Genomic DNA, 19953 nt, shown 5'->3' with positions numbered 1-19953 from the left:
CGGGCGGAAGACGGCCTCCGGCACTCCCGGCGCATGAGAGGGTAGTCGCGTCTGGTGGCGCCGGAGCATGACCTAGCACTACCTAGCCCGGCCGTGCCACAGAACTCTGCGATCACGGGAGGTCATCGGGTGAGGCGCGCGCTGGTCGTGCTGGCCGTGCTGGTCGGTCAGGTGATTATCGGTCATGCTCTGTTCGCCGGCCCCGCCAGGGCGGCGTCCGAGACGGGGCGGGTGGCGCTCATCGGCGTGCCCGGCCTGCACTGGAACGACCTGACCCCGTCCGACACCCCCAACCTGTGGGCCCTGGCCGGGTCCAGCGCGATCGGCTCCCTTTCCGTCCGCACGGTCGGCAACGTGACCTGCCCCTACGACGGCTGGCTCACCGTGTCGGCGGGCACCAGGTCGGCCGTCGGCTACGCGTGCGGTGCGCCGCCCGCGCCCGAGCCCAGGGGCGAGGGCGCCGTCATCCCCGACTACCGCTACCTCATCGACGTGGCCGGCCAGCGCACGGCGGGCACGCTGGGCGAGTCGCTGAAGGCGGCCGGGCAGTGCTCGATCGCGATCGGGCCCGGCGCGGCACTGGCGCTGGCCGACCGGCAGGGCGCGGTGGCTCACTACCACGCCTCGCCGCTCCAGGTCGGGACCGCCGGCCTGGAGAAGTGCCGGATGGTGGCGATGGACGTGGACGACCTCGTCCAGCCGTACCTGGCGGGCGAGCCCGGCCGGCTGCCCAAGGTGCCCGACAAGCTCGGCCCCGCCGAGCGGCGCGAGGCGCTGCGGCTGGCCGACACCAAGGCGGGCGCGCTGCTGTCGGTGCTGCCCGCCGGCACGACGGTGCTGCTGGCGGGCCTGTCGGACCACGGCTCCGTGCCGCACCTGCGGGTGGCCGCGCTGCGCGAGCCCGGCGCCGAGGGGCGGCTGCTGGGCGCGGCCTCCACGCGCAGGGACGACATCTCGATCCTGACCGACCTGACCGCCACCGTGCTGGACGAGCTGGGCGTGGCCGTGCCGAGCACGGTCGTGGGCGTGCCGCTGCGGGTGGGCGAGCCGGGCGCGACGGTCGAACGGCTCCGCAGCGCCGACGCCACCGCCCAGACCATGCGCTCGGCGAAGGCCGCCTACTTCACGGCCCTGGCGGTGTTCCAGGTCCTGTTCTACGTGCTGGCCTTCCTGCTGCTGCGCCGCCGCAGGGCCCTGCCCTGGGTACGCCGCGCCGCCGTGGCGCTCGCGGCCCTGCCCGTCACCTCGTTCCTGGTCAACCTCCTGCCGTGGGACTCCCACCTGGAGCTGTTCGGCGGCATGGCGGCCTGGTGGGCGGCGATCACCGCGCTGGCGCTGGCGGGGCCGTGGCGGCGCAGGCCGCTCGGCCCGCTGGCTGTGGTCGCCGCGATCACGGCGCTCACCCTCGTCGGCGACCTGCTCACCGGCACCACCCTCCAGCTCAACAGCTTCATGGGCTACAGCGCCGAGCAGGGGGCCCGCTACTTCGGCCTGGGCAACATCCCGTTCGCGCTGCTGGCGACCGGCACGCTGCTGGCCACCACGGTGATCGCCCACCGGTGGCCGGGCAAGGTGGGCGTGGGCGCGATCGTGGTGCTGGGGGCGTTCGCGATGGTGCTGGGCGGGTCCGGGATGGGCAGCGACTTCGGCGGCGTGATCGCCTTCGTGCCGGGCATCGCGGTGACCGCGCTGATCCTGTCGGGCAAGCGCGTCTCCCTGGTGAAGCTGGGCGCGTTCTGCGTGGCCGGAGGCGTGATCGTGATGGGCTTCGCGTGGCTCAACTACCTGCGGCCCCCGGAGGAGCAGTCGCACCTGGGCAGGTTCGTGGGGCAGGTGCTGACCGGGGAGGCCGTGGACGTCATCTGGCGCAAGTTCCTGGCCATGGTCTCCACCCTGGCCAACCCCAACCTGATGCCGATCGTGATCGCCGCCGTGGCGTTCCTCGTGTACGCGATCCTGCGCCCCGAGCAGGCGTCGGCGGGTGTCGTGCCCGCGGCGTTCGAGCACTCCCCCGCGCTGCGTGCCGGCCTGATCGGCACGCTCGTCAGCGGCGTGGTCGGGATGCTGGTCAACGACTCCGGCGCGGCCGTGCTGTCGATGGCCCTGGCGCTGGCCGTGCCGCTGCTGCTGGCCACCGGCATCGGCGCGCTGCGCCGCGGCGGCGAGTCAGTCCCAGGCGTCGGCGAGCAGCTGGCGGGTGTCGTGAAGTAGCTGCGGCAGCACCTTGGTCTGGGCGACGACCGGCATGAAGTTGGTGTCGCCGCCCCACCGGGGCACCACGTGCTGGTGCAGGTGGGCGGCGATGCCCGCGCCCGCGACGTGGCCGAGGTTCATGCCCACGTTGAAGCCCTGCGCGCCGCTGGCCTTGCGCAGCGCCCGCAGCGACCGCTGCGTGAACTCGCCCAGCTCGGCCACCTCGGCGGCGTCGAGCTCGTCGTAGTCGGACACGTGGCGATAGGGCACGACCATCAGATGGCCCGAGTTGTACGGGTACAGGTTGAGCACGGCGTAGACCGTCTCGCCCCGCTTCACGATCAGGCCGTCCTCGTCGCTCATCTTCGGGATGGCGTCGAACGGGCAGCCGTCGCCGGGACCGGTGCCGGTCGGCTTGTTCTCGCCCTTGATGTAGGCCATGCGATGCGGGGTCCACAGACGCTGGAAGTTGTCGGGGGCCCCGGCCCCTGCCTGATCGTGCATAACTAGCAGCATAGGACCCCGGACAAACGGGGTCCTCTTCCGGCACAATCCTGAGCACCCGCCTACAGGAGGCCGCGATGAGTGAAGCCTTGGCCGAGCAGCCCGCACCGTCCGCCGAGCAACCTGCCCCCTCGCCGCCCTCGTACATCGAGGCGCCCACCTCGGGGGCGGTGGTCAAGGGACGGATCAAGGTCGCCGACGAGGTGGTCGAGAAGGTGGCCGCGCTGGCCGCGCTGGAGGTGGCCGGGGTCGCCGACATGGGCGGCGACCTGGCGCGGGCCTTCGAGTCCGTACGCGACCGTATCGGCATCGGCTCCCGCCGCGGCAACCAGGGCGTCAGCGCGCAGATCCAGGACCGCCAGGTGGCGGTGAGCCTGACGATCGTGGTCGAGTACGGCCACGTCGTCATGGACGTCGCCTCCGAGGTCAAGACCAACGTGGCCAGGAGCGTCAGCCGGATGCTCGGCATGCGCGTCATGGAGGTGAACGTCACCGTGGACGACGTCCGGCTCCCCGGCGAGGGCCGGGCCGCGGCCCGTGGCCCCGCCGAGGACCTGGTCGAGGGTGAGGAGCCGGGCTGAGGCTCAACCCACCCTGGTCATGTTCGACTCGTAGCCGCCGCCACCGGGGTACACCCAGGCGCCGGTGACGCTCGCCCCGTCGGCGCTGAACGTGCCGCGGTAGTAGGCCCCCGAGTCCTTCTTGTGCGCCCAGATCGTCAGCGTGTCGCCCTCGATCTCGTACACGTAGGCCAGGGTGCTGCCGTCGCTGTCGAAGTACCAGGAGTGCACGTCCTGGCTGGGCTCCTCCGCCCCGTACGGCCGCTTCCTGCCGATGAACTCCGTGCCCTTGACCGTGCCGCCCTCCTGCGTGAGGTCCACGTCCTGGATGAGGAAGTGGCCGCCCTCCATCCAGCGGTAGGTGACGGTGCCCGCGGCGGCGCCGGTGACCTTCCAGGTGCCGACGAGGCGGTCGAGAGCCTTGAGCTTGGGGTCGTTGTGCTCGGTCATGGCGGAATTCCTCTCTAGTGAGTGGTCGTACGGCCATATGACGGCGGGGCGGCGGGAAAGGAATCGGTCCGGCCGGGAAATCTCCTCTCAGAGTTCGTGGGGCAGGCCGAAGGCGGTGTGCAACTCGGCGCCGAACGTGGTGATCTCGGCGATCAGGCCGTCCTCGACGCGGAGCACGTCGATGTTGACGGCGGTGTAGCGGCCCTGGCCGGGACGGCGTACGTAGTTGGCCACGGCCGGCTGCCGGTTGGCGCGCGTGGCCAGCGCCTTCCACTCGCCCCACGCCTCCGGCCCGATCATGACGGGCCGCCACATGTCGAGGATGGCCGCCCGGCCGTCGTACACCTGCGAGGCCGGCGGCATGGTTTGCCGCGCGTCCTCGCGCAGCAGCTCGGCCAGGGCCGACAGGTCGCCCTCCACGGACGCCTCCATGTAGCGGCGCAGCACGGCCCGCTCCTGCTCGTTCGGCGCCGTGGCGGGGCCCCACTGGGAGCGCCGGGCGGGCAGGTGCATGCGCAGCGTGGCGCGGGCCCGCTGCAGCGCGCTCTTGACGGCCGCCACGCTCAGCTCCAGCGCCTGCGAGGTCTCCTCGGCGGACCATCCGGCCACGTCCCGCAGGATCAGCACCGCCCGCTGGCGTGGCGGCAGGTGCTGGATCGCGGCCAGGTAGGCCAGCTCGATCGTCTCCCGCTCCACCGCCACCGCGTCCGGCGTGCCCTCCCCCGGCGCGGCCAGGTCGAGCAGGCGGTCCGGGTACGGCTGCAGCCACGGCACCTCCGCGAACGGCGAGCGGGACTCGCCGCCCACGCCCACCGTGATCTCGCGGGCGCGCGCGGGCCCCGACAGCAGGTCGAGGCAGGCGTTGGTGGCGATGCGGTAGAGCCAGGCCCGCAGCGTGGAGCGCCCCTCGAACGTCTCCCGCCGCCGCCAGGCGCGCATCATGGTCTCCTGCACCATGTCGTCGGCGTCGGTGTAGGAGCCCAGCATCCGGTAGCAGTGCACCCGCAGCTCGTGCCGGTGCCCCTCGACCAGCTCCCCGAACGCGGCCCGCCCGCCCTCCCTGACGGCCGCAACGGCCTCGCTCTCGTCGCCCACGTCGCCTCCCTGGCCCACGTGCCGCCCCTGATCAGCCCTGCCATCCCGAGCTCCCGGCGCAAGCGTCGCACGAGCACCCGCCCGCCGTGAAGTACGCGGATGAAGCGGCGTCTGTCGGCGGGGCGCCGGGGCTGCCAGGATGGCAGGCATGACCGATCAGCTGGCGCCCATGCCGGACGACTGGCAGCGCGCACTGGCCATCGTGGCCCACCCCGACGACCTCGAATACGGCTGCGCCTCCGCCGTGGCCGTCTGGACCGATGCCGGACGTCACGTCTCCTACCTGCTCGTCACCAGGGGCGAGGCGGGCATCGACACGCTGGAGCCCGCCAAGGCCGGCCCGGTGCGCGAGCGCGAGCAGCGGGCCAGCGCGGCCGTGGCCGGGGTGACGGACGTGGAGTTCCTCGACCACACCGACGGGGTGATCGAGTACGGCCTCCGGCTGCGCGAGGAGCTGGCCGCCGCCATCCGCAGGCACCGCCCCGAGCTCGTGATCACGCTGAACTACGAGGACACCTGGAGAGGCGCGTACTGGAACACCCCCGACCACCGGGCCGTGGGGCGGGCCGTGATGGACGCGGTCGGCGACGCCGGAAATCGCTGGATATTTCCGGACACGGAGGCCGAGCCGTGGAACGGCGTGCGGTGGATCGCCGTCGCCGGATCCGACACCCCCACCCATGCCGTGGACGTCACCGACGGCCTGGAGCGGGGCGTGCGCTCGCTCCTGGAGCACCGCGCCTACATCGAGGCTCTCACCGACGAGGCCCCGGAGACCTACGCCCGCAACCTGATCGAGGGGTTCGCCCGGGAGCAGGCGGAACGCTTCGGCGGACGGCCGGCAGTGACATTCCGCCTTTTCGATCGCTGACTTCCACAAACCGGATGCGTCGGGCGACCCACCGCCAAGGCGGCCGAGACGGAAAGCGGGCCGTGCCACCAGGCACGGCCCGCTCCCGCGTGATCGATGCTCAGACCTGGACGCGGCGCTCCACGGCGCTGACGATCTCGCCGATCGCCTCCTCCACGGGGACGCCGTTCTTCTGCTCGCCGCTGCGGTAGCGGAAGGACACCGCGCCGTTGGCGATGTCGTCGTCGCCGGCCAGCAGCATGAAGGGCACCTTGGCCTTCTGCGCGTTGCGGATCTTCTTCTGCATCCGGTCGTCGGCCGTGTCGACCTCGACGCGGATCCCGGCGGCCCGCAGCCTCTTGGCGACGTCCTGCAGGTAGGGCACGTGGGCCTCGGCGATCGGGATGCCCACCACCTGCACCGGGGCCAGCCAGGGCGGGAAGGCGCCGGCGTAGTGCTCGGTGAGCACGCCGAGGAAGCGCTCGACGGAGCCGAACAGCGCCCGGTGGATCATGACCGGGGTCTGCCGCGAGCCGTCGGCCGCCTGGTATTCGAGGCCGAACCGCTTGGGCTGGTTGAGGTCGAGCTGGATGGTGGACAGCTGCCAGGTGCGCCCGATGGCGTCCTTGGCCTGCACCGAGATCTTGGGGCCGTAGAAGGCCGCGCCGCCCGGGTCGTCCTTGAGCGTCAGGCCGGACTCGGTGGCGACCTGGCGCAGCGCGTCGGTCGCCTCCTCCCACTCGGCGGGGTCGCCGATGAACTTCTCGGAGTCGTCGCGGGTGGACAGCTCCAGGTAGAAGTCCTCCAGGCCGAAGTCGCGCAGCACGCTCAGCACGAACCGCAGCAGCGACTTGATCTCGTCGGCCATCTGCTCGCGGGTGGTGTAGATGTGCGCGTCGTCCTGCGTCATGCCGCGCACCCGGGTGAGCCCGTGGACCACGCCGGACTTCTCGTAGCGGTAGACCGAGCCGAACTCGCACAGCCGCAGCGGCAGCTCGCGGTAGGAACGCCCGCGCGCCCGGTAGATCAGGTTGTGCATCGGGCAGTTCATCGGCTTGACGCGGTACTCGATGCCCTCCAGCTCGAAGGCGGGGAACATGTCGTCGGCGTACCACGGCAGGTGGCCGGAGGTCTCGAAGAGCGAGCTCTTGGTCAGGTGCGGCGTGTTGACGAACTCGTAGCCCGCCTCCGCCTGGCGCCTGCGCATGTAGTCTTCCATCTCCTTGCGGATGATCCCGCCCTTGGGATGGAAGATCGGCAGGCCGCTGCCCAGCTCCGGCGGGAAGCTGAACAGGTCGAGCTCCGCGCCCAGCTTGCGGTGGTCGCGCTTCTCGGCCTCCTCCAGCAGCTTGAGGTACTCCTCCTGCTTGTCGCGGGATTCCCACGCGGTGCCGTAGATGCGCTGGAGCTGCGGGTTCTTCTCGCTGCCCCGCCAGTAGGCGCCGCCGGAGCGCATGAGCTTGAAGGCCGGGATGGACCGGGTGGAGGGCACGTGCGGGCCCCGGCACAGGTCCTTCCAGCACAGCTCGCCGCTCTTGGCGTCGAGGTTGTCGTAGATGGTGAGCTGCCCGGCCCCGACCTCGACGCTCTCCTCGTCGGCGGCGCCGCCCTTGAGGCCGATCAGCTCCAGCTTGTACGGCTCCGCCGCCAGCTCCTCGCGCGCCTCGTCGTCGCTGACCGGGCGGCGGGAGAAGAGCTGCCCCTGCTTGACGATCTCGCGCATGCGCTTCTCGATGCGCTTGAGGTCGTCGGGGTTGAACGCCTGCGCGACGTCGAAGTCGTAGTAGAACCCGTTCTCGACGGGCGGCCCGATGCCCAGCTTGGCCTCGGGGAACAGCTCCTGCACCGCCTGCGCCATGACGTGCGCGGTGGAGTGCCGCACGATCGCCCGGCCCTCTTCGCTGGAGATCTCGATCGGCTCGACGGCGTCGCCGTCGGCCAGCGCGCAGGCCAGGTCACGGGCCTCGCCGTTGACCCTGGCGGCGATGACGGTGCGGCCGTCGGCCTCGAGCGCCTCCCCGGCCGTCGTGCCGGCCGCGACCACACGCTCGGCTCCGGCGAGGGTGATGCGTAGCTCGGCTGACACGGTGAACTCCTTGAAGGTCGCGCTCGATGCCCGGCACCGAGGCAGGTTCGACGGTAGTCACCGATGCTATCGCGGGTGAAACCCCAGCTTTGTCAGCTCCTGCCGGGTGCCGTGGAAGACGTTGCGGTCGATCGGGCTGTTGGCGTACTGGTGGATGGTCCAGTCGCGCCAGGGGCCTGGCACCGGCGGGTTGCCGCGCGGGCTCTCGGGGCTGGCGATCCAGAGAGGGTATTCGGCCAGCCCCGCGCAGTGCCCGCCGCGCGCGAACGCCTGGAAGGTGTAGATGAACGGCCGCACGCCGGTGTGCCGCTCGACGTGGTGGCACCAGCGGCGGGCGTACCTGGCGACCTGCTCGGGGCGCAGGCCGTCGTTGGTCTCGAGGTCGAGCGCGACCAGGTCGCCGCGGCGCAGCCCGCCCGCCGACCTGATCGCGCCGAGGAAGTGCCGTGCCTGCTCGATGGGGTCGCCCTTGGGCCTGGCGAAGTGGTAGGCGCCGCAGACGATCCAGCTCTCGCGCATGCCGTTCCAGTTGCGCGCGAACCACTTGTCGGTCCAGTCGCCGCCCTCGGTCGCCTTGGCGAAGGCGAAGGCCACTCCCGCCTCCGCGTGGCCGGCCCAGTCGACGGTGCCCTGCCAGTTCGACACATCGATGCCTTGTAGCACGCGCTTCACCTTGCCGGATTTTATGGAGATGTACGCGGATCAGCCCTTCGCCGCGCCGATCAGCAGGCTCCTGGTGCGTTCCCGGTTGGCGAACATCGAGCCCACGAAGTCGGTCACCCCCGCCTGCTTCAGCTCCTCGAGCCTGGCCAGCACGGTGTCCTCGTCGCCGACGATCGCCGCGTCGCCCGGCCCCGCCGCCCCTTCCCTGTCGAGCATGGCACGGTAGGAGGGGAGCTGCCCGTAGATCTTGAAGATCTCGTTGGCCCGCTCGACGGTGGCGGCGCGGTCGTCGGTGACGCTGATGGGCAGCGCGCAGACGATCCTGGGCCGCTCGCGGCCCGCCTCGGCCGCGGCGGCCGTGATGGTGGGCGCGATGTGCTCGGCGACCGTCCGCGGCCCGGTCATCCAGAGCACGGTGCCGTCGGCCACGGTGCCGGCGAGCTTGAGCATGCGCGGGCCGAGCGCGGCCACGAGCACGGGGAAGCCCGCGCCGGGGGTGGTGAGCCGCACGTTGGCCTTGAGCGTCTCGCCCTGGTAGTCGACCTGCTCGCCGCGGGAGGCCGGGATCAGGATGTCGAGGTACTCCTTCATGTGCCGGCCGGGCCGCTCGAAGCTGTAGCCGAACATGTTCTCGATGACCATCTTGTGCGACAGGCCGATGCCCAGGGCGAACCGGCCGCCGAGCGCGGCGTTGGCGGTCATGGCCTGCTGGGCGAGCACGGCCGGGTGGCGGGGGTAGGTGGGCACGACGGCGGTGCCGAGCTCGATGGGCGGCGCCTGGACGCCGGCCGCGGTCAGGGCGGTGATGGCGTCGAGGCCGAAGATGTTGGAGAGCCAGGCGGAGGAGAAGCCGTCCTCCACCGCCTGGGCGATCTGGTCGCGCAGACCGCCGATCGCGTCGGATCCTTGAGGTTCGGCGAGGAAATATCCGTAGCGCATGAGAACAGAACTCCGTTCTAGTGACTGACGCGAATGTATCTCCCCACACCGCCGTACGGTCACCCGCCCGGCCGGGCCCGATTTGTAAAGTGACCTACATGACGCATGAACGCGCGGGACAGCAAGCCCGGCCTTCCGACCTGGTCGACGTCGCCAGGCTGGTGACGTCCTACTACGCGCTCCACCCGGATGCCGGCGAGGTGGCGCAGCGGGTGGCGTTCGGCACGTCGGGGCACCGGGGGTCGTCGCTGAGGTCGGCGTTCAACGAGGACCACATCGTGGCCACGAGCCAGGCCATCTGCGAGTACCGGCAGGCGCAGGGCACCGACGGGCCGCTGTTCCTGGGCATCGACACGCACGCGCTGTCGGAGCCCGCCCGGGTGTCGGCGCTGGAGGTGTTCGCCGCCAACGACGTCGCCGTGCTCATCGACTCGCGCGACGGCTACACCCCCACGCCCGCCGTCTCCCACGCCATCCTGCGGCACAACAGCGGCCGTAAGAGCGGGCTGGCCGACGGCGTCGTCGTCACGCCGTCGCACAACCCGCCGGGCGACGGCGGGTTCAAGTACAACCCGCCGCACGGCGGCCCCGCCGACACCGACGCCACCGGGTGGATCCAGGATCGCGCCAACCGGCTGCTGCAGGACGGGCTCAAGGGCGTGCGCCGGGTGCCGTACACGGCGGCCCTGGACCGGGCCGGGCGTTACGACTTCCTCGGGACGTACGTGGACGACCTGCCCTCGGTCGTCGACCTCGACGCGATCCGGGCGGCCGGCGTGCGCATCGGGGCCGACCCGCTGGGCGGGGCGAGCGTGGCCTACTGGGGGGAGATCGCCGAGCGGCACCGGCTGGACCTGACCGTGGTCAACCCGCTGGTGGACCCGACGTGGCGGTTCATGACGCTCGACTGGGACGGCAAGATCCGGATGGACTGCTCGTCGCCGTACGCGATGGCCTCGCTCATCGCCAATCGCGACACCTACGACATCTCCACGGGCAACGACGCCGACGCCGACCGGCACGGCATCGTCACCCCCGACGGCGGGCTGATGAACCCCAACCACTACCTGGCCGTCGCCATCTCCTACCTCTGCACCCACCGCGACGGCTGGCCGTCCGACGCGGGCGTGGGCAAGACCATGGTCAGCAGCGGGATCATCGACCGGGTGGCCGAGTCGCTGGGCCGGCGGCTGTACGAGGTGCCGGTCGGCTTCAAGTGGTTCGTGCCGGGGCTGCTGGACGGGTCGCTCGGGTTCGGGGGCGAGGAGAGCGCGGGGGCGTCGTTCCTGCGGCGCGACGGCTCGGTGTGGTCCACCGACAAGGACGGCGTCATCCTGGCGCTGCTGGCCGCGGAGATCCTGGCCGTCACCGGCGAGTCGCCGAGCGTCCGCTACCGGGGCCTGGTCGAGCGGTTCGGCGAGCCCGCGTACGCGCGGGTGGACGCGCCCGCCACCCGGGAGGAGAAGGCCGTGCTCGGCAAGCTCTCGGCCGAGCAGGTGACGGCCGGCTCGCTGGCGGGCGAGCCGGTCACGTCGGTGCAGACGTCGGCGCCCGGCAACGGCGCCAAGCTGGGCGGGGTGAAGGTCTCGACGCAGAGCGCCTGGTTCGCGGCCCGGCCGTCCGGGACCGAGGACGTGTACAAGATCTACGCCGAGTCCTTCAAGGGCCCGGACCACCTGGCCAAGGTGCAGGAGGAGGCCCGCTCGCTGGTGTCGGCCGCCCTGGGGGCCTGAGGCGGGGCCCGCTCAGTACTGCAGATGCCGCCCGCCGTCCCCCACCAGCACCTCGCCCGTCACCAGGTCCGACTCCAGCAGGGCGGTGACGAGCTGGGCGATGTGCTCGGGTTGCGCGGTGCGCCGCAGCGGCGCCTTCAGCTGCTCCTTCGCGGTCATCTCGGAGAACACCTGCTCCCCCACCCGGTCGATGTGCCAGCGGGTGGCCACGAGGCCGGGCGCGACAGCGTTCACCCGCACCTCGGGGCCGAGCGCCACCGCCAGGTCGCGGGTGAGCTGGAGCAGGGCGGCCTTGCTGACCCCGTACGCGATGGAGGAGCCGGTGGCCAGCAGGCCGGCGACGGAGGCCACGTTCACGATGGCGCCGCGCGCCGCCCGCAGGGCCGGCGCGAAGGCGCGGGCGCAGTAGAAGGCGCCCATGAGGTTGACGCCCATGATCCGCTGCCACACCTCGTCGGTGAGGCCCTCCAGGTCGGGGAACGGCACCCACGCGGTCGTGCCCGCGTTGCACACCAGGACGTCCACCCGGCCGTGATCGGCGCGGACGCGCTCGGCCAGCCGGCGTACGGCGGCGTCGTCGGACACGTCGGCGGCCACCGCCTCCGCCTTGCAGCCGAGGCTCTCCAGCAGGGCGACCGTCTCCCGGGCTTCGGCCGCCGAGCGCGAGTAGTTGACCACCACGGCCGCCGCGCCCTTCCTGGCCAGGCGCTCCGCGACGGCGGCGCCGATGCCGGTGCCGCCGCCAGTGATCACCGCGACCGTGCCGTTCAGGTCCATATGTCCGTCTCCTTGCTCTCACGCGAGGCGTAGAACGCGGCGAACGAGATCACCGCCGTGCCGGCCAGGAACGCCGCCACCAGCCAGGGCGCGCCGCCCAGCCGGGCCGCCAGCGCCGCGCCGATCAGCGGCGAGAACCCGGCCAGCGCCGCGCCCAGCTCCCGCGAGGCGGCGAACCCGGTGTAGCGGACCCGTGCCCCGAACAGCTCGGCGTAGAACACCGGCTGCACGGCCACCTGCGGCGCGAAGCCGAACGCGCCCATGATCATCATGGCCAGCCAGACCAGCCAGGTGACGCCGGTGTCGACCAGCAGGAAGTACGGATACGCGTACACCGCCACGAACACGACGCTGAACAGGTTGAGCGGCCGCCTTCCCACGCGGTCCGACAGGTGGCCGTAGACCGGTTGCAGCACGATGACCGTCAGCCCGAACAGGATCACGCCCAGCAGCGCCGTGCGGCTGCTCAGGCCGAGCCGGCCGGTGGCGTACGCGACGCTGAACGTGGCCAGCGTGTAGACCACGGCCGTGTCGCAGATGTGCGCGCCGACCCCGACGAGGAAGTTGCGCGGGTGGCGGACCAGCGCGTCCCTGATCGGCAGCCGGACGATCTCCTTGGTCCGCGCCATCTGCTGGAACACGGGCGACTCGTCGACCCGCAGCCGCACGTACAGCGCCACCCCGATCAGCGCGAAGCTCACCAGGAACGGCACCCGCCAGCCCCAGGCCAGGAAGTCCTCCTCCGGCAGGAGCTGGACCAGCAGGAACGCCGAGGTGCCCAGCACCAGCCCGATCTGCACGCCGGTCTGCGCGTAGGAGGCGTAGTACCCGCGCCGGCCCGGCGGGGCGTGCTCGGCCAGCAGCGTCGCCGCGCCGCCGAACTCCGCGCCCGCGCCGAGCCCCTGGCAGACGCGCAGCAGCGTGAGCAGCACCGGCGCCAGCACCCCGATGGCGGGATAGGTGGGCAGCAGGCCGATCAGCCCGGTCGACACCCCCATGATCACCGTGGTGATGATCAGGGTGGAGCGGCGGCCGATCTTGTCACCGAGATGGCCGAACAGGATGCCGCCGAACGGCCGCACCACGAACCCCACGCCGAACGTGGCGAACGCGACGATCGTGCCCGTGGCCGGGTCGGCGTCGGTGAAGAACAGGCGGTTGAACACGAGGGCGGCGGCGGTGCCGTAGATGAAGAAGTCGTACCACTCCAGGGCGGTGCCGACGAGGGCGCCCAGGACGACGCGGCGTAATGCGGGGCTGGGGGCGGGTGTGGCGGACATCTAACCTCCTGGCGGCGTGTCTGGCCACGGAACGCCGAGCCGCGCGGCGAGCCCGCGCAGCTCCGCCCACACCGGCTCCGGCACCGGGACGCCCTCCTCCAACCGCTGCGCTCGCGTGCGGGCCTCGGGCTCCCCCGGGACGACCACGCCGGGGCCGCCGGCGCGCAGGGCCTCGCAGAAGGACTCGACCTGGGCGACGTAGCTCTCCAGCGGGACGAAGGCGGCGATGTCCACCGCGGTGATCACCGTGCCGAACGTGCCGTCGTACTCGGCGGAGCACGCGGTGCCGGTGCCCGTGAGCAGGCCCCCGACCAGCTCGATGAGCACGCTCAGGCCGTAACCCTTGTGGCCGCCGAACGGCAGCAGCGCCCCGCCCCGGTAGAAGTCCGCCGGGTCGGTGGACGGGCGGCCGTCCGGATCGACGAGCACCTCCTCGGGGGCGGGCCGGCCGGCGGCGAGCAGGAGGCCCAGCTTGCCTTCGGCCATGGCGGCGGTCGCCCAGTCCATGACCACCGCCGCGCCGCCCGCGCGGGGCACGGCCCAGGCCATGGGGTTGGTGCCGAGCATCCTGCGGTGCCCGCCGTACGGGGCCACGGTGGGGTCGGCGTTGCCGACGACCTGCGCGATCAGGCCGCGCCGCGCCAGCGTCTGCGCGTACTCGCCGAGCCTGCCGACGTGGTTGCAGTCGCGGATGGCGACCACCCCCACGCCGTGCGCGGCGGCCAGCGCGGCCGCCTCCTGCGTGGCCAGGCCGGCGGCGGCCTGGCCGAAGCCGCGCCGCCCGGACACGACGGCGGTGGCGCCGCGGCGCGAGACCACCTCCGGGCGGGCGTCCGGCACGATCGCGCCGCTCTCGATCCGGTCGTGGTACCACTTCACCCGGCGTACGCCGTGCGAGCCGTGACCGGCGAGGTCGGCCTCCACCAGGGACGCGGCCACCACCGCGGCCGTGTCCACGGGCAGGCCGGCGGCCGTGAGGAGGTCGTGGGCGAGATCGCGGAGGCGGTCGGCGAGGACATGGACGGATGCGTTCACGATGACCTGACTCGCTTGGGCAGGACTGCGTTCCGTGTGCGCGCTTATGCCCGATTACCGCCCCGCCCAAACGGATGCTGGGAAAGGGCTTACCAAGAACTGGCCCGGCCTCAGGCGAGCTCCCTGGCGGCGGCCGTGGCCATGCCGGTGCGGCCGAGGTCGGCCCTGCGGCCCGCGGCCACCCCGTCGCGGTAGCCGGTGCCGCTGGTCGTGGGCACGCTCATGCGGATGTCGGGGTAGTGGGCGGCCACCGCCCGCTCCACCTCGGCCCTGCGGTCGGCCAGGACGAGCGCGGTGCCCGTGCCGGCCGACGCGGCCTCCGCCCCGGACTCGGCCTCGCGCAGCAGCCGGTACACCTCGTCGGTGAACCCCAGCAGCCACGACCTGCGATAGGCCCGCACGCCCGTGACGTCCCCGGGCAGCTCCACCCTGGCCAGCCCCGAGGCCATCTGCAGCAGCAGCGAGGTGGCCAGCAGGTCGGCCCGCTCCAGATCGGCCGCGAACCCGAACACGTGCACCCGCTGCCCGCCGTCGCCCCGCCCGATCAGCAGCGGACGGCACCGCAGCGCCTGCGCCACCAGACTGACCAGCCGGGCCTTCTCCCTGGCCCAGGGCGCGGGCAGGGTGACGATGCGGTCACCGGGGACCTGGCGGGTGCCGGCGGGCGGCAGGCTGTCGATGCCGTGCTTGGCCATCAGCGCCGAGGCGGCGGCCATGAACGTGGCCCGCTCGTGCTCGTTGTCGGTGCGCTCGGCCTTGGCCAGCAGTTTCCTGACGCGTTCGAGCGTCCGCTCCCGCACCTGTCCTCCCCCTGCTCCCGTTCCCGTACACCGCCCGGGCGAGGGCGGGCCGGTGGCGCGCGGGACCAAGCCTACGACTTGGTGGTCAGCACCCGCCCGTCGTCGGCGATGGCCGGGAAGGCGCCGGTGTCGACGATGCCGTGCTGCTGGTACAGCGCCTCGATGAGCGCGTGCGCCTGCGGCTCCAGCTTCCACAGGGCCCGGTACTCGCGCGCCGTGGCCAGCGAGATGCCGATCTCCTGGGCGATGTCCACCGTGCGCGGCACGATGCCCTTGGCGATCTGCCGGTCCCAGAACTCGCGCGCGGCCCGCATGAGCGCGGCGCGTTCTGCGGTGCTGACGACGTGCGGGGTGGTGTCGAACACCGTGACGTCCTCGTCCTCGTCGTCGACCAGCTCGGCCAGCGCGGGCGGCAGGGCGGGCCTGGCCGGCACGGGGTGGTGGTCGGCCTCGGGCTCCCAGGGCACGCGGGGGTCGGCGTCGATGAGCGCGGAGGTGTTGTACAGGGCGGCGATCTGGGCCAGCAGCGCCTCCTGGCGGGCCGGGTCCACGGCCAGGCCGGTGTGCTCGACCGCCTGGTCCATGGCCTTGTCGAGCTTGGCCAGCGCGGCGCGCATCTTGCGGTCGGGGGCGCCGGCCTCGCGCAGCGCCTTGGCCTTCTTGGCGGCCAGCGCGACCCTGGTCAGCCTGCGGTGGGCGTCGACCTCGCTGGCCGTGCGGTCGCTGACCTCGGCCAGGCCGAGCCGGACCAGGAGCCGCTCGGGGGTGAGCCGCCAGTTGATGCGGCCGGTGCCGCGGATGCGGTGGCGCTCGATGGCCATGCCGCGCTCCCACAGCCAGGCGGCCACGAGCGGGGCGGCCAGGCGGAACACCGCTTCGGGCAGGCTGCGCGCGTCCATGGAGGACAGCACGGCGGTCAGGCAGGTCAGGGCCCACACGGCGATGCCGTCGATGCCGGCGGAGAAGTTCTCGCGCATGTTGCGGCGGGCGCGTACGGCGGAGGTGATGATCGCGACCTCGATGAACGCGAACAGCAGTAACCGCAGCGGTCCGTCGAGGTCCAGCACGTCTTCCGAGAAGCGCCACATGCCCTGCGCCGAGACGCCGGTGGCGATGGAGGCGGCCACGATCGTCAGCACGTCCTCGACGGGACGCGGGGCGACGTACCTGGTGAAGATCCAGGACACGGCGCGCCAGGCGACCCTGAGCACCAGGACCGCGAGCGCCAGGCCGACCAGGCTCAACAGCGTGATGACGGCGGTGGCGAGCGGCTTCTCGGTGATGAAGGCTGCTATTTCCTCAAATGTCGGCATCAGTCACTATCCGTGAGGGCTCAAACTCCGGCTCTATGCGACGAGATCATCGCAGAATGTCGCCATCTTGTACGCCAAACGCCGTCTACCGCCCCACTTTGCCCTGCTTTCACGGCAGTTCAGGGCACTTGACGGAGGTGTGGCAGACCGGGGCCTGACCCCTCTGCCGTCACAGGGCGTCCGATTCCGCCCGTGTCCCCAGGGCGGGTTCGCCGGGATCCCTGCCGTCTTGGTGACAGCCTCGATCCCTGCTGGTCGTGTGCCGTGGCCGGGCGCACAATGGGACGCGGAGGAGGGAGCTGTGAGCAAGCGATCGCGAAGACGCCGTGCTCTTTCCAGTGGCGCGCCCGCCTGGCCGCCCGGCTTCGGCCCCGGCGAACCGCACTGGACCGAGCGTGACCACCCCCCGTTCGAGGATCCGCCCGGAGGCAGGGGCGGGGTGCGGGAGCCGCGCAGGCCCAAGCCCTCCCCGCCCGCCCTGTCGGCCGAGGCCGAGCCGCCCGAGCCGCCCGTCATCGCCCGCGACCGGACGCTGCCGCCGCCGGAAGAGGTGACCAGGGCGTTAGCCGGAAGATGACCGCCCCCGCGCCCGCAAGGGCAGCGAGGGGGAGATGTAAATTCGTCCTTCCGAAGGGCCCCATTCACCTCTCCGGATGGGACCATCTACGCAGGGATTTATCCCAACATGGTGCGATGTATCCCAGCCAGGACGGATATCGATGTCAGAGACAGAAGAGTTCCCGCTCGTCCAGTTCATGCGTGACGGGTTCGACCCCGTGGGTGAGCTCGGGCGCATCAGGGACGAGCACCCGGTCTTCCCCATGCAGATCCCGGGCGACCAGACGGTGTACCTCGTCACCCGCTGGGAGGACGTCCGCGCGGTGCTCGGCGACCACGAGCGCTTCAGCAACGACTTCGCGGGCGTGATCGGGCTCGGCTCCAACCAGGAGGACCCGGGCGGTCTCGGCTTCCGCGACCCGCCCGAGCACACGCGGCTGCGCAAGTACCTCACGCCCGAGTTCACCATGCGCCGCCTGCGCAGGCTGGAGCCGCGGATCGAGGCCATGGTCGAGGAGTACCTCGACCGCATGGAGGCCAAGGCCGCGGCCGGCGGGACGCCGGTCGACCTGGTGGAGGAGTTCTGCCTGCCGATCCCGTCGCTGGTCGTGTGCGAGCTGCTCGGCGTCCCGTACGACGAGCGCGCCGACTTCGTGAAGCTGAGCAAGGACCGCTTCGACTTCACCGCGGGGCCCGAGGCGTCGCTGCAGGCCATCAACGACGCGATGACGTACCTGACGGACCTGGTGGCCAGGGAGCGGCAGAACCCGGGCGACGGGCTGCTCGGCCAGCTCCTGCGCGAGCACGGCGACGAGCTCGACGACCGCACCCTCGCCAGCATGGCCGACGGCCTGCTGACCGGCGGCCACGACACCAGCACCAGCATGCTCGCCCTCGGCACCCTGTGGCTGCTGCGCAACCCCGAGCACGCCGCCAAGGTGCGCGAGGTGGACGGCTACGTCGTGGACGTGGTCGAGGAGCTGCTGCGGTACATGACGGTCGTGCAGGTCGCCTTCCCCCGCTTCGCCCGCGACGACCTGGAGCTGCACGGCGTGCCGATCAAGAAGGGCGAGATGGTGCTGTGCTCGCTGACCGGCGCCAACCGCGACCCCGCTCTCGGCGGCGACATGGACGAGGTACGGCCCGGACGGGAGACGGTGGGCTCGCACCTGGCCTTCGGCCACGGCATCCACCGCTGCATCGGCGCGCCGCTGGCGCAGATGGAGATGCGCATCGCCTTCCCCGCGCTGCTGCGCCGCTTCCCCGGCCTGCACGTCGCCGGTGAGGTGCCGTTCAGGGAACTAGCCATCGTCTACGGCGTGAAAGAACTACCCGTCGCCTGGTAGAGCGGTTACGTTCGCTGTGTGGACGAGCCTGTCATCGACCTGACCGCGATCGGCGCCGTCGTGTTCGACACCGACGGCGTGGTCACTGACACCGCTCGGGGGCACGCGGCCGCCTGGAAACACGTCTTCGACGCGTTCCTGCGCGGCCGCTCGGCACCGTTCGACATCCGCGGCGACTACCTGCGTCACGTGGACGGTCGCCCGCGCCTCGACGGCATCCGGACGTTCCTGGCCGCACGCGGCATCACCGTGCCCGAGGGATCGCCCGGCGACGAGCCGGGAGCGCCCACCGTGCACGGGCTCGGCCTGGCCAAGGACCGCGTCTTCATGGAGCAGGTGGACAAGTACGGCGTGGCCGCGTTCCCCGCCACGGTGGCGCTGCTGCACGAGCTGCGGCATCGCGGAGCCCGAACCGCCGCCGTCTCGGCCAGCCTGCACGGGCGCAAGCTCGTCGGCTCGGCGGGGGTGATGCACCTGTTCGACCTGATGGTGGACGGCAACGACGCCGCGCTGCTGAACCTGCCCGGCACGCCCGACCCGGCGCTCTTCCTGGAGGCGGCGCGGCGGCTGGACCTGCCCGCGGCCAAGGTCGCGGTGGTGGTGTCGGCGCTGCCGGGGATCGAGGCGGGCCGCAGGGGCGGGTTCGGCATGGTGGTCGCGGTGGACGCCGAGGGCGAGGGCGCCCACGCGGCGGTGCCCGATCTGGGCGCGGTCGAGGTGCGTGGGAGGGTTCTACCCTTGACGTCGTGACTGTTCTGATCGATCCGCCCAACTGGCCGGGGCCGCGCGGCCTGATGTGGTCGCATCTCGTCAGCGACAGCTCCCTGGAGGAGTTGCACGCGTTCGCGGTGCGGCTGGGGGTGCCCGAGCGGGCGTTCGATCGGGATCATTACGACGTGCCGGAGACCGTGCACGCGCGGGCGGTGGCCCTGGGGGCTGAGGCGGTCAGCTCGCGCGAGCTGCTGCGGCGGCTGGTCGCGGCCGGGCTCCGCCGCCGCAAGCGCCACCTCCCCGGCTAGCCCGGGTTAGCCCCGGTCAGCCCGCGTCCAGCGCCGCCAGCTCCGCCGCCATGTTGGCCCTGGCGCGCTGCTCCCATAGGTCGCGGGCGTGGGGCGTGCGGTAGAGGGCCGGGGTGGCGAGCAGGCGGCGCAGCACCGCCGCGCGGCCCTGCGCGAACAACGCGTCGGGGACGTGGGCGTACTCCTGGCGGATCGCACGCGTGTAGTCGTCGTATCCCGGGCCTGCCAGGACGGCCAGGTCGGCGTCGCACAGGACGGCGCCGTTGCGGTCGCCGGGCTGGAGCGTGTCGTGGGCGGCGGTGAGGCGGACCAGCCTGGCCACCTCCGCCACCCGGCCGGGCGGGACGCCGCAGCGCGGGAGGCGTGACTGGGCGAGCTGGGCACTGCGTTCCTCGTCCCAGCCCGCGCGGCCGTCGTAGACGGCGTCGTGGAACCAGGCCGCGAGGCGTACGGCCGCCAGGTCGCCGGCCTCGTCGCCGAGCTGGTCGCCGAGCTGGTCGATGGCGGTCAGGACGGCGGCGAGGTGGCTGAGGGTGTGGTAGCGGCGGTGCGGCTCCGCCCAGCGGGCGATCAGCTCGGCCCCGAGCGCGAGCGCCGCACGTGAGCCGCCCGCCAGCCCTGCCCAGCCTCCCGCGAGATCAGCGATCACGATCCCACCGTACGCGGGCCGCGCGATGTTAAGGTCCTCGGCATCGGGTCGAACGCGGACAAGGAGCCACGGCGCCTGCCCCGGTGGCGGGAGCTGCGGAGGG

At 72.2% G+C, this 19953-nt stretch carries 20 protein-coding genes; 8 read left to right on the top strand and 12 right to left on the bottom strand.

What is annotated here, in order from left to right; genetic code table 11:
* Positions 1 to 129 precede the first annotated feature (129 nt).
* Positions 130 to 2211 (top strand): hypothetical protein, encoded by a 2082-nt coding sequence (locus ACBJ32_RS50330; protein ID WP_375132973.1) that lies wholly within the window; start codon positions 130 to 132, stop codon positions 2209 to 2211.
* Here the strand turns inward: ACBJ32_RS50330 and ACBJ32_RS50325 are convergent.
* A complete protein-coding gene (locus tag ACBJ32_RS50325) occupies positions 2167 to 2697 on the bottom strand; it encodes an HIT domain-containing protein (protein WP_357876183.1) in 531 nt (176 codons plus the stop codon). The genes ACBJ32_RS50330 and ACBJ32_RS50325 overlap by 45 nt on opposite strands.
* A 77-nt stretch (positions 2698 to 2774) precedes the next feature.
* Here ACBJ32_RS50325 and ACBJ32_RS50320 point away from each other — a divergent pair, with 77 nt between their 5' ends.
* Positions 2775 to 3278, top strand: a complete 504-nt coding sequence (locus ACBJ32_RS50320; RefSeq protein WP_357876185.1) for an Asp23/Gls24 family envelope stress response protein — start codon at positions 2775 to 2777, stop codon at positions 3276 to 3278.
* 3 nt (positions 3279 to 3281) lie between these two features.
* On the opposite strand, the gene ACBJ32_RS50315 is transcribed toward ACBJ32_RS50320, so the two are convergent.
* Complete coding sequence (locus tag ACBJ32_RS50315) at positions 3282 to 3707, bottom strand: hypothetical protein (protein ID WP_357876187.1); 426 nt, start codon at positions 3705 to 3707, stop codon at positions 3282 to 3284.
* Between the two features lie 87 nt (positions 3708 to 3794).
* Positions 3795 to 4802, bottom strand: a complete 1008-nt coding sequence (locus ACBJ32_RS50310; protein ID WP_375132972.1) for an RNA polymerase subunit sigma-70 — start codon at positions 4800 to 4802, stop codon at positions 3795 to 3797.
* A gap of 148 nt (positions 4803 to 4950) precedes the next feature.
* Here ACBJ32_RS50310 and ACBJ32_RS50305 point away from each other — a divergent pair, with 148 nt between their 5' ends.
* Entirely contained in the window at positions 4951 to 5673 is a 723-nt protein-coding gene (locus tag ACBJ32_RS50305; RefSeq protein WP_375132971.1) for a PIG-L deacetylase family protein, read from the top strand.
* 100 nt (positions 5674 to 5773) lie between these two features.
* On the opposite strand, the gene thrS is transcribed toward ACBJ32_RS50305, so the two are convergent.
* The 3 genes from thrS to ACBJ32_RS50290 all read right to left on the bottom strand — a co-directional run bounded on the left by thrS (position 5774) and on the right by ACBJ32_RS50290 (position 9340).
* Positions 5774 to 7738: a threonine--tRNA ligase gene (gene thrS / locus ACBJ32_RS50300; protein ID WP_357876193.1), complete on the bottom strand. Its 1965-nt coding sequence runs from the start codon at positions 7736 to 7738 to the stop codon at positions 5774 to 5776.
* A gap of 66 nt (positions 7739 to 7804) precedes the next feature.
* Positions 7805 to 8410 carry a glycoside hydrolase family 25 protein gene (locus ACBJ32_RS50295; RefSeq protein WP_357876194.1) on the bottom strand — a complete coding sequence of 202 codons (606 nt, stop codon included), beginning with the start codon at positions 8408 to 8410 and terminating at the stop codon, positions 7805 to 7807.
* Between the two features lie 30 nt (positions 8411 to 8440).
* Positions 8441 to 9340: a TIGR03564 family F420-dependent LLM class oxidoreductase gene (locus tag ACBJ32_RS50290; protein WP_375132970.1), complete on the bottom strand. Its 900-nt coding sequence runs from the start codon at positions 9338 to 9340 to the stop codon at positions 8441 to 8443.
* 98 nt (positions 9341 to 9438) lie between these two features.
* On the opposite strand from ACBJ32_RS50290, the gene pgm reads away from it, so the two are divergent.
* On the top strand, positions 9439 to 11073 hold the full coding sequence (gene pgm, locus ACBJ32_RS50285) for a phosphoglucomutase (alpha-D-glucose-1,6-bisphosphate-dependent) (protein ID WP_375132969.1): 1635 nt from the start codon (positions 9439 to 9441) through the stop codon (positions 11071 to 11073).
* A 12-nt stretch (positions 11074 to 11085) separates the two neighbouring features.
* On the opposite strand, the gene ACBJ32_RS50280 is transcribed toward pgm, so the two are convergent.
* The 5 genes from ACBJ32_RS50280 to ACBJ32_RS50260 form a co-directional block, all read right to left on the bottom strand.
* Positions 11086 to 11850, bottom strand: a complete 765-nt coding sequence (locus ACBJ32_RS50280; RefSeq protein ID WP_375132968.1) for an SDR family NAD(P)-dependent oxidoreductase — start codon at positions 11848 to 11850, stop codon at positions 11086 to 11088.
* The gene (locus tag ACBJ32_RS50275; RefSeq protein WP_357876202.1) at positions 11841 to 13130 is read right to left on the bottom strand and encodes an MFS transporter; all 1290 of its coding nucleotides are present in this window, start codon (positions 13128 to 13130) and stop codon (positions 11841 to 11843) included. Before ACBJ32_RS50275 ends, ACBJ32_RS50280 begins: the two co-directional genes overlap by 10 nt.
* The gene (locus tag ACBJ32_RS50270; protein ID WP_375132967.1) at positions 13131 to 14165 is read right to left on the bottom strand and encodes an Ldh family oxidoreductase; all 1035 of its coding nucleotides are present in this window, start codon (positions 14163 to 14165) and stop codon (positions 13131 to 13133) included.
* Positions 14166 to 14275: 110 nt separating this feature from the next.
* A complete protein-coding gene (locus ACBJ32_RS50265; RefSeq protein WP_375132966.1) occupies positions 14276 to 14965 on the bottom strand; it encodes a DUF2786 domain-containing protein in 690 nt (229 codons plus the stop codon).
* A 71-nt stretch (positions 14966 to 15036) separates the two neighbouring features.
* Positions 15037 to 16278 (bottom strand): hypothetical protein, encoded by a 1242-nt coding sequence (locus ACBJ32_RS50260; RefSeq protein ID WP_357876208.1) that lies wholly within the window; start codon positions 16276 to 16278, stop codon positions 15037 to 15039.
* Positions 16279 to 16579: 301 nt separating this feature from the next.
* Here ACBJ32_RS50260 and ACBJ32_RS50255 point away from each other — a divergent pair, with 301 nt between their 5' ends.
* From ACBJ32_RS50255 to ACBJ32_RS50240, 4 genes are all read left to right on the top strand, one after another.
* Complete coding sequence (locus tag ACBJ32_RS50255) at positions 16580 to 16855, top strand: hypothetical protein (RefSeq protein WP_357876210.1); 276 nt, start codon at positions 16580 to 16582, stop codon at positions 16853 to 16855.
* A 142-nt stretch (positions 16856 to 16997) separates the two neighbouring features.
* Positions 16998 to 18182, top strand: a complete 1185-nt coding sequence (locus ACBJ32_RS50250) for a cytochrome P450 (RefSeq protein WP_375132965.1) — start codon at positions 16998 to 17000, stop codon at positions 18180 to 18182.
* An 18-nt stretch (positions 18183 to 18200) separates the two neighbouring features.
* Entirely contained in the window at positions 18201 to 18932 is a 732-nt protein-coding gene (locus tag ACBJ32_RS50245) for an HAD family hydrolase (RefSeq protein ID WP_375132964.1), read from the top strand.
* Positions 18929 to 19201, top strand: coding sequence for a DUF4031 domain-containing protein (locus ACBJ32_RS50240; protein WP_375132963.1), 273 nt, complete (start codon positions 18929 to 18931; stop codon positions 19199 to 19201). The genes ACBJ32_RS50245 and ACBJ32_RS50240 overlap by 4 nt, the downstream gene beginning before the upstream one ends.
* A gap of 16 nt (positions 19202 to 19217) precedes the next feature.
* On the opposite strand, the gene ACBJ32_RS50235 is transcribed toward ACBJ32_RS50240, so the two are convergent.
* Entirely contained in the window at positions 19218 to 19853 is a 636-nt protein-coding gene (locus tag ACBJ32_RS50235; RefSeq protein WP_375132989.1) for a metal-dependent phosphohydrolase, read from the bottom strand.
* Between the last annotated feature and the right edge of the window lie 100 nt (positions 19854 to 19953).

It is taken from the genome of Nonomuraea sp. GTA35 (assembly GCF_041950525.1).
In the GTDB taxonomy this organism is placed as follows: Bacteria; Actinomycetota; Actinomycetes; order Streptosporangiales; family Streptosporangiaceae; genus Nonomuraea.
Note: the sequence above shows the minus strand (reverse complement) of the source record. Positions and strands in the feature narration are given on the sequence as shown.

What these genes read in the sequence shown, in the direction of transcription:
- ACBJ32_RS50325 (WP_357876183.1), bottom strand. Translation starts at nt 2,697, where the DNA reads ATGCACGATCAGGCAGGGGCCGGGGCCCCCGACAACTTCCAGCGTCTG.
- ACBJ32_RS50320 (WP_357876185.1), top strand. Translation starts at nt 2,775, where the DNA reads ATGAGTGAAGCCTTGGCCGAGCAGCCCGCACCGTCCGCCGAGCAACCT.
- ACBJ32_RS50315 (WP_357876187.1), bottom strand. Translation starts at nt 3,707, where the DNA reads ATGACCGAGCACAACGACCCCAAGCTCAAGGCTCTCGACCGCCTCGTC.
- ACBJ32_RS50305 (WP_375132971.1), top strand. Translation starts at nt 4,951, where the DNA reads ATGACCGATCAGCTGGCGCCCATGCCGGACGACTGGCAGCGCGCACTG.
- ACBJ32_RS50290 (WP_375132970.1), bottom strand. Translation starts at nt 9,340, where the DNA reads ATGCGCTACGGATATTTCCTCGCCGAACCTCAAGGATCCGACGCGATC.
- pgm (WP_375132969.1), top strand. Translation starts at nt 9,439, where the DNA reads ATGACGCATGAACGCGCGGGACAGCAAGCCCGGCCTTCCGACCTGGTC.
- ACBJ32_RS50280 (WP_375132968.1), bottom strand. Translation starts at nt 11,850, where the DNA reads ATGGACCTGAACGGCACGGTCGCGGTGATCACTGGCGGCGGCACCGGC.
- ACBJ32_RS50275 (WP_357876202.1), bottom strand. Translation starts at nt 13,130, where the DNA reads ATGTCCGCCACACCCGCCCCCAGCCCCGCATTACGCCGCGTCGTCCTG.
- ACBJ32_RS50260 (WP_357876208.1), bottom strand. Translation starts at nt 16,278, where the DNA reads ATGCCGACATTTGAGGAAATAGCAGCCTTCATCACCGAGAAGCCGCTC.
- ACBJ32_RS50250 (WP_375132965.1), top strand. Translation starts at nt 16,998, where the DNA reads ATGTCAGAGACAGAAGAGTTCCCGCTCGTCCAGTTCATGCGTGACGGG.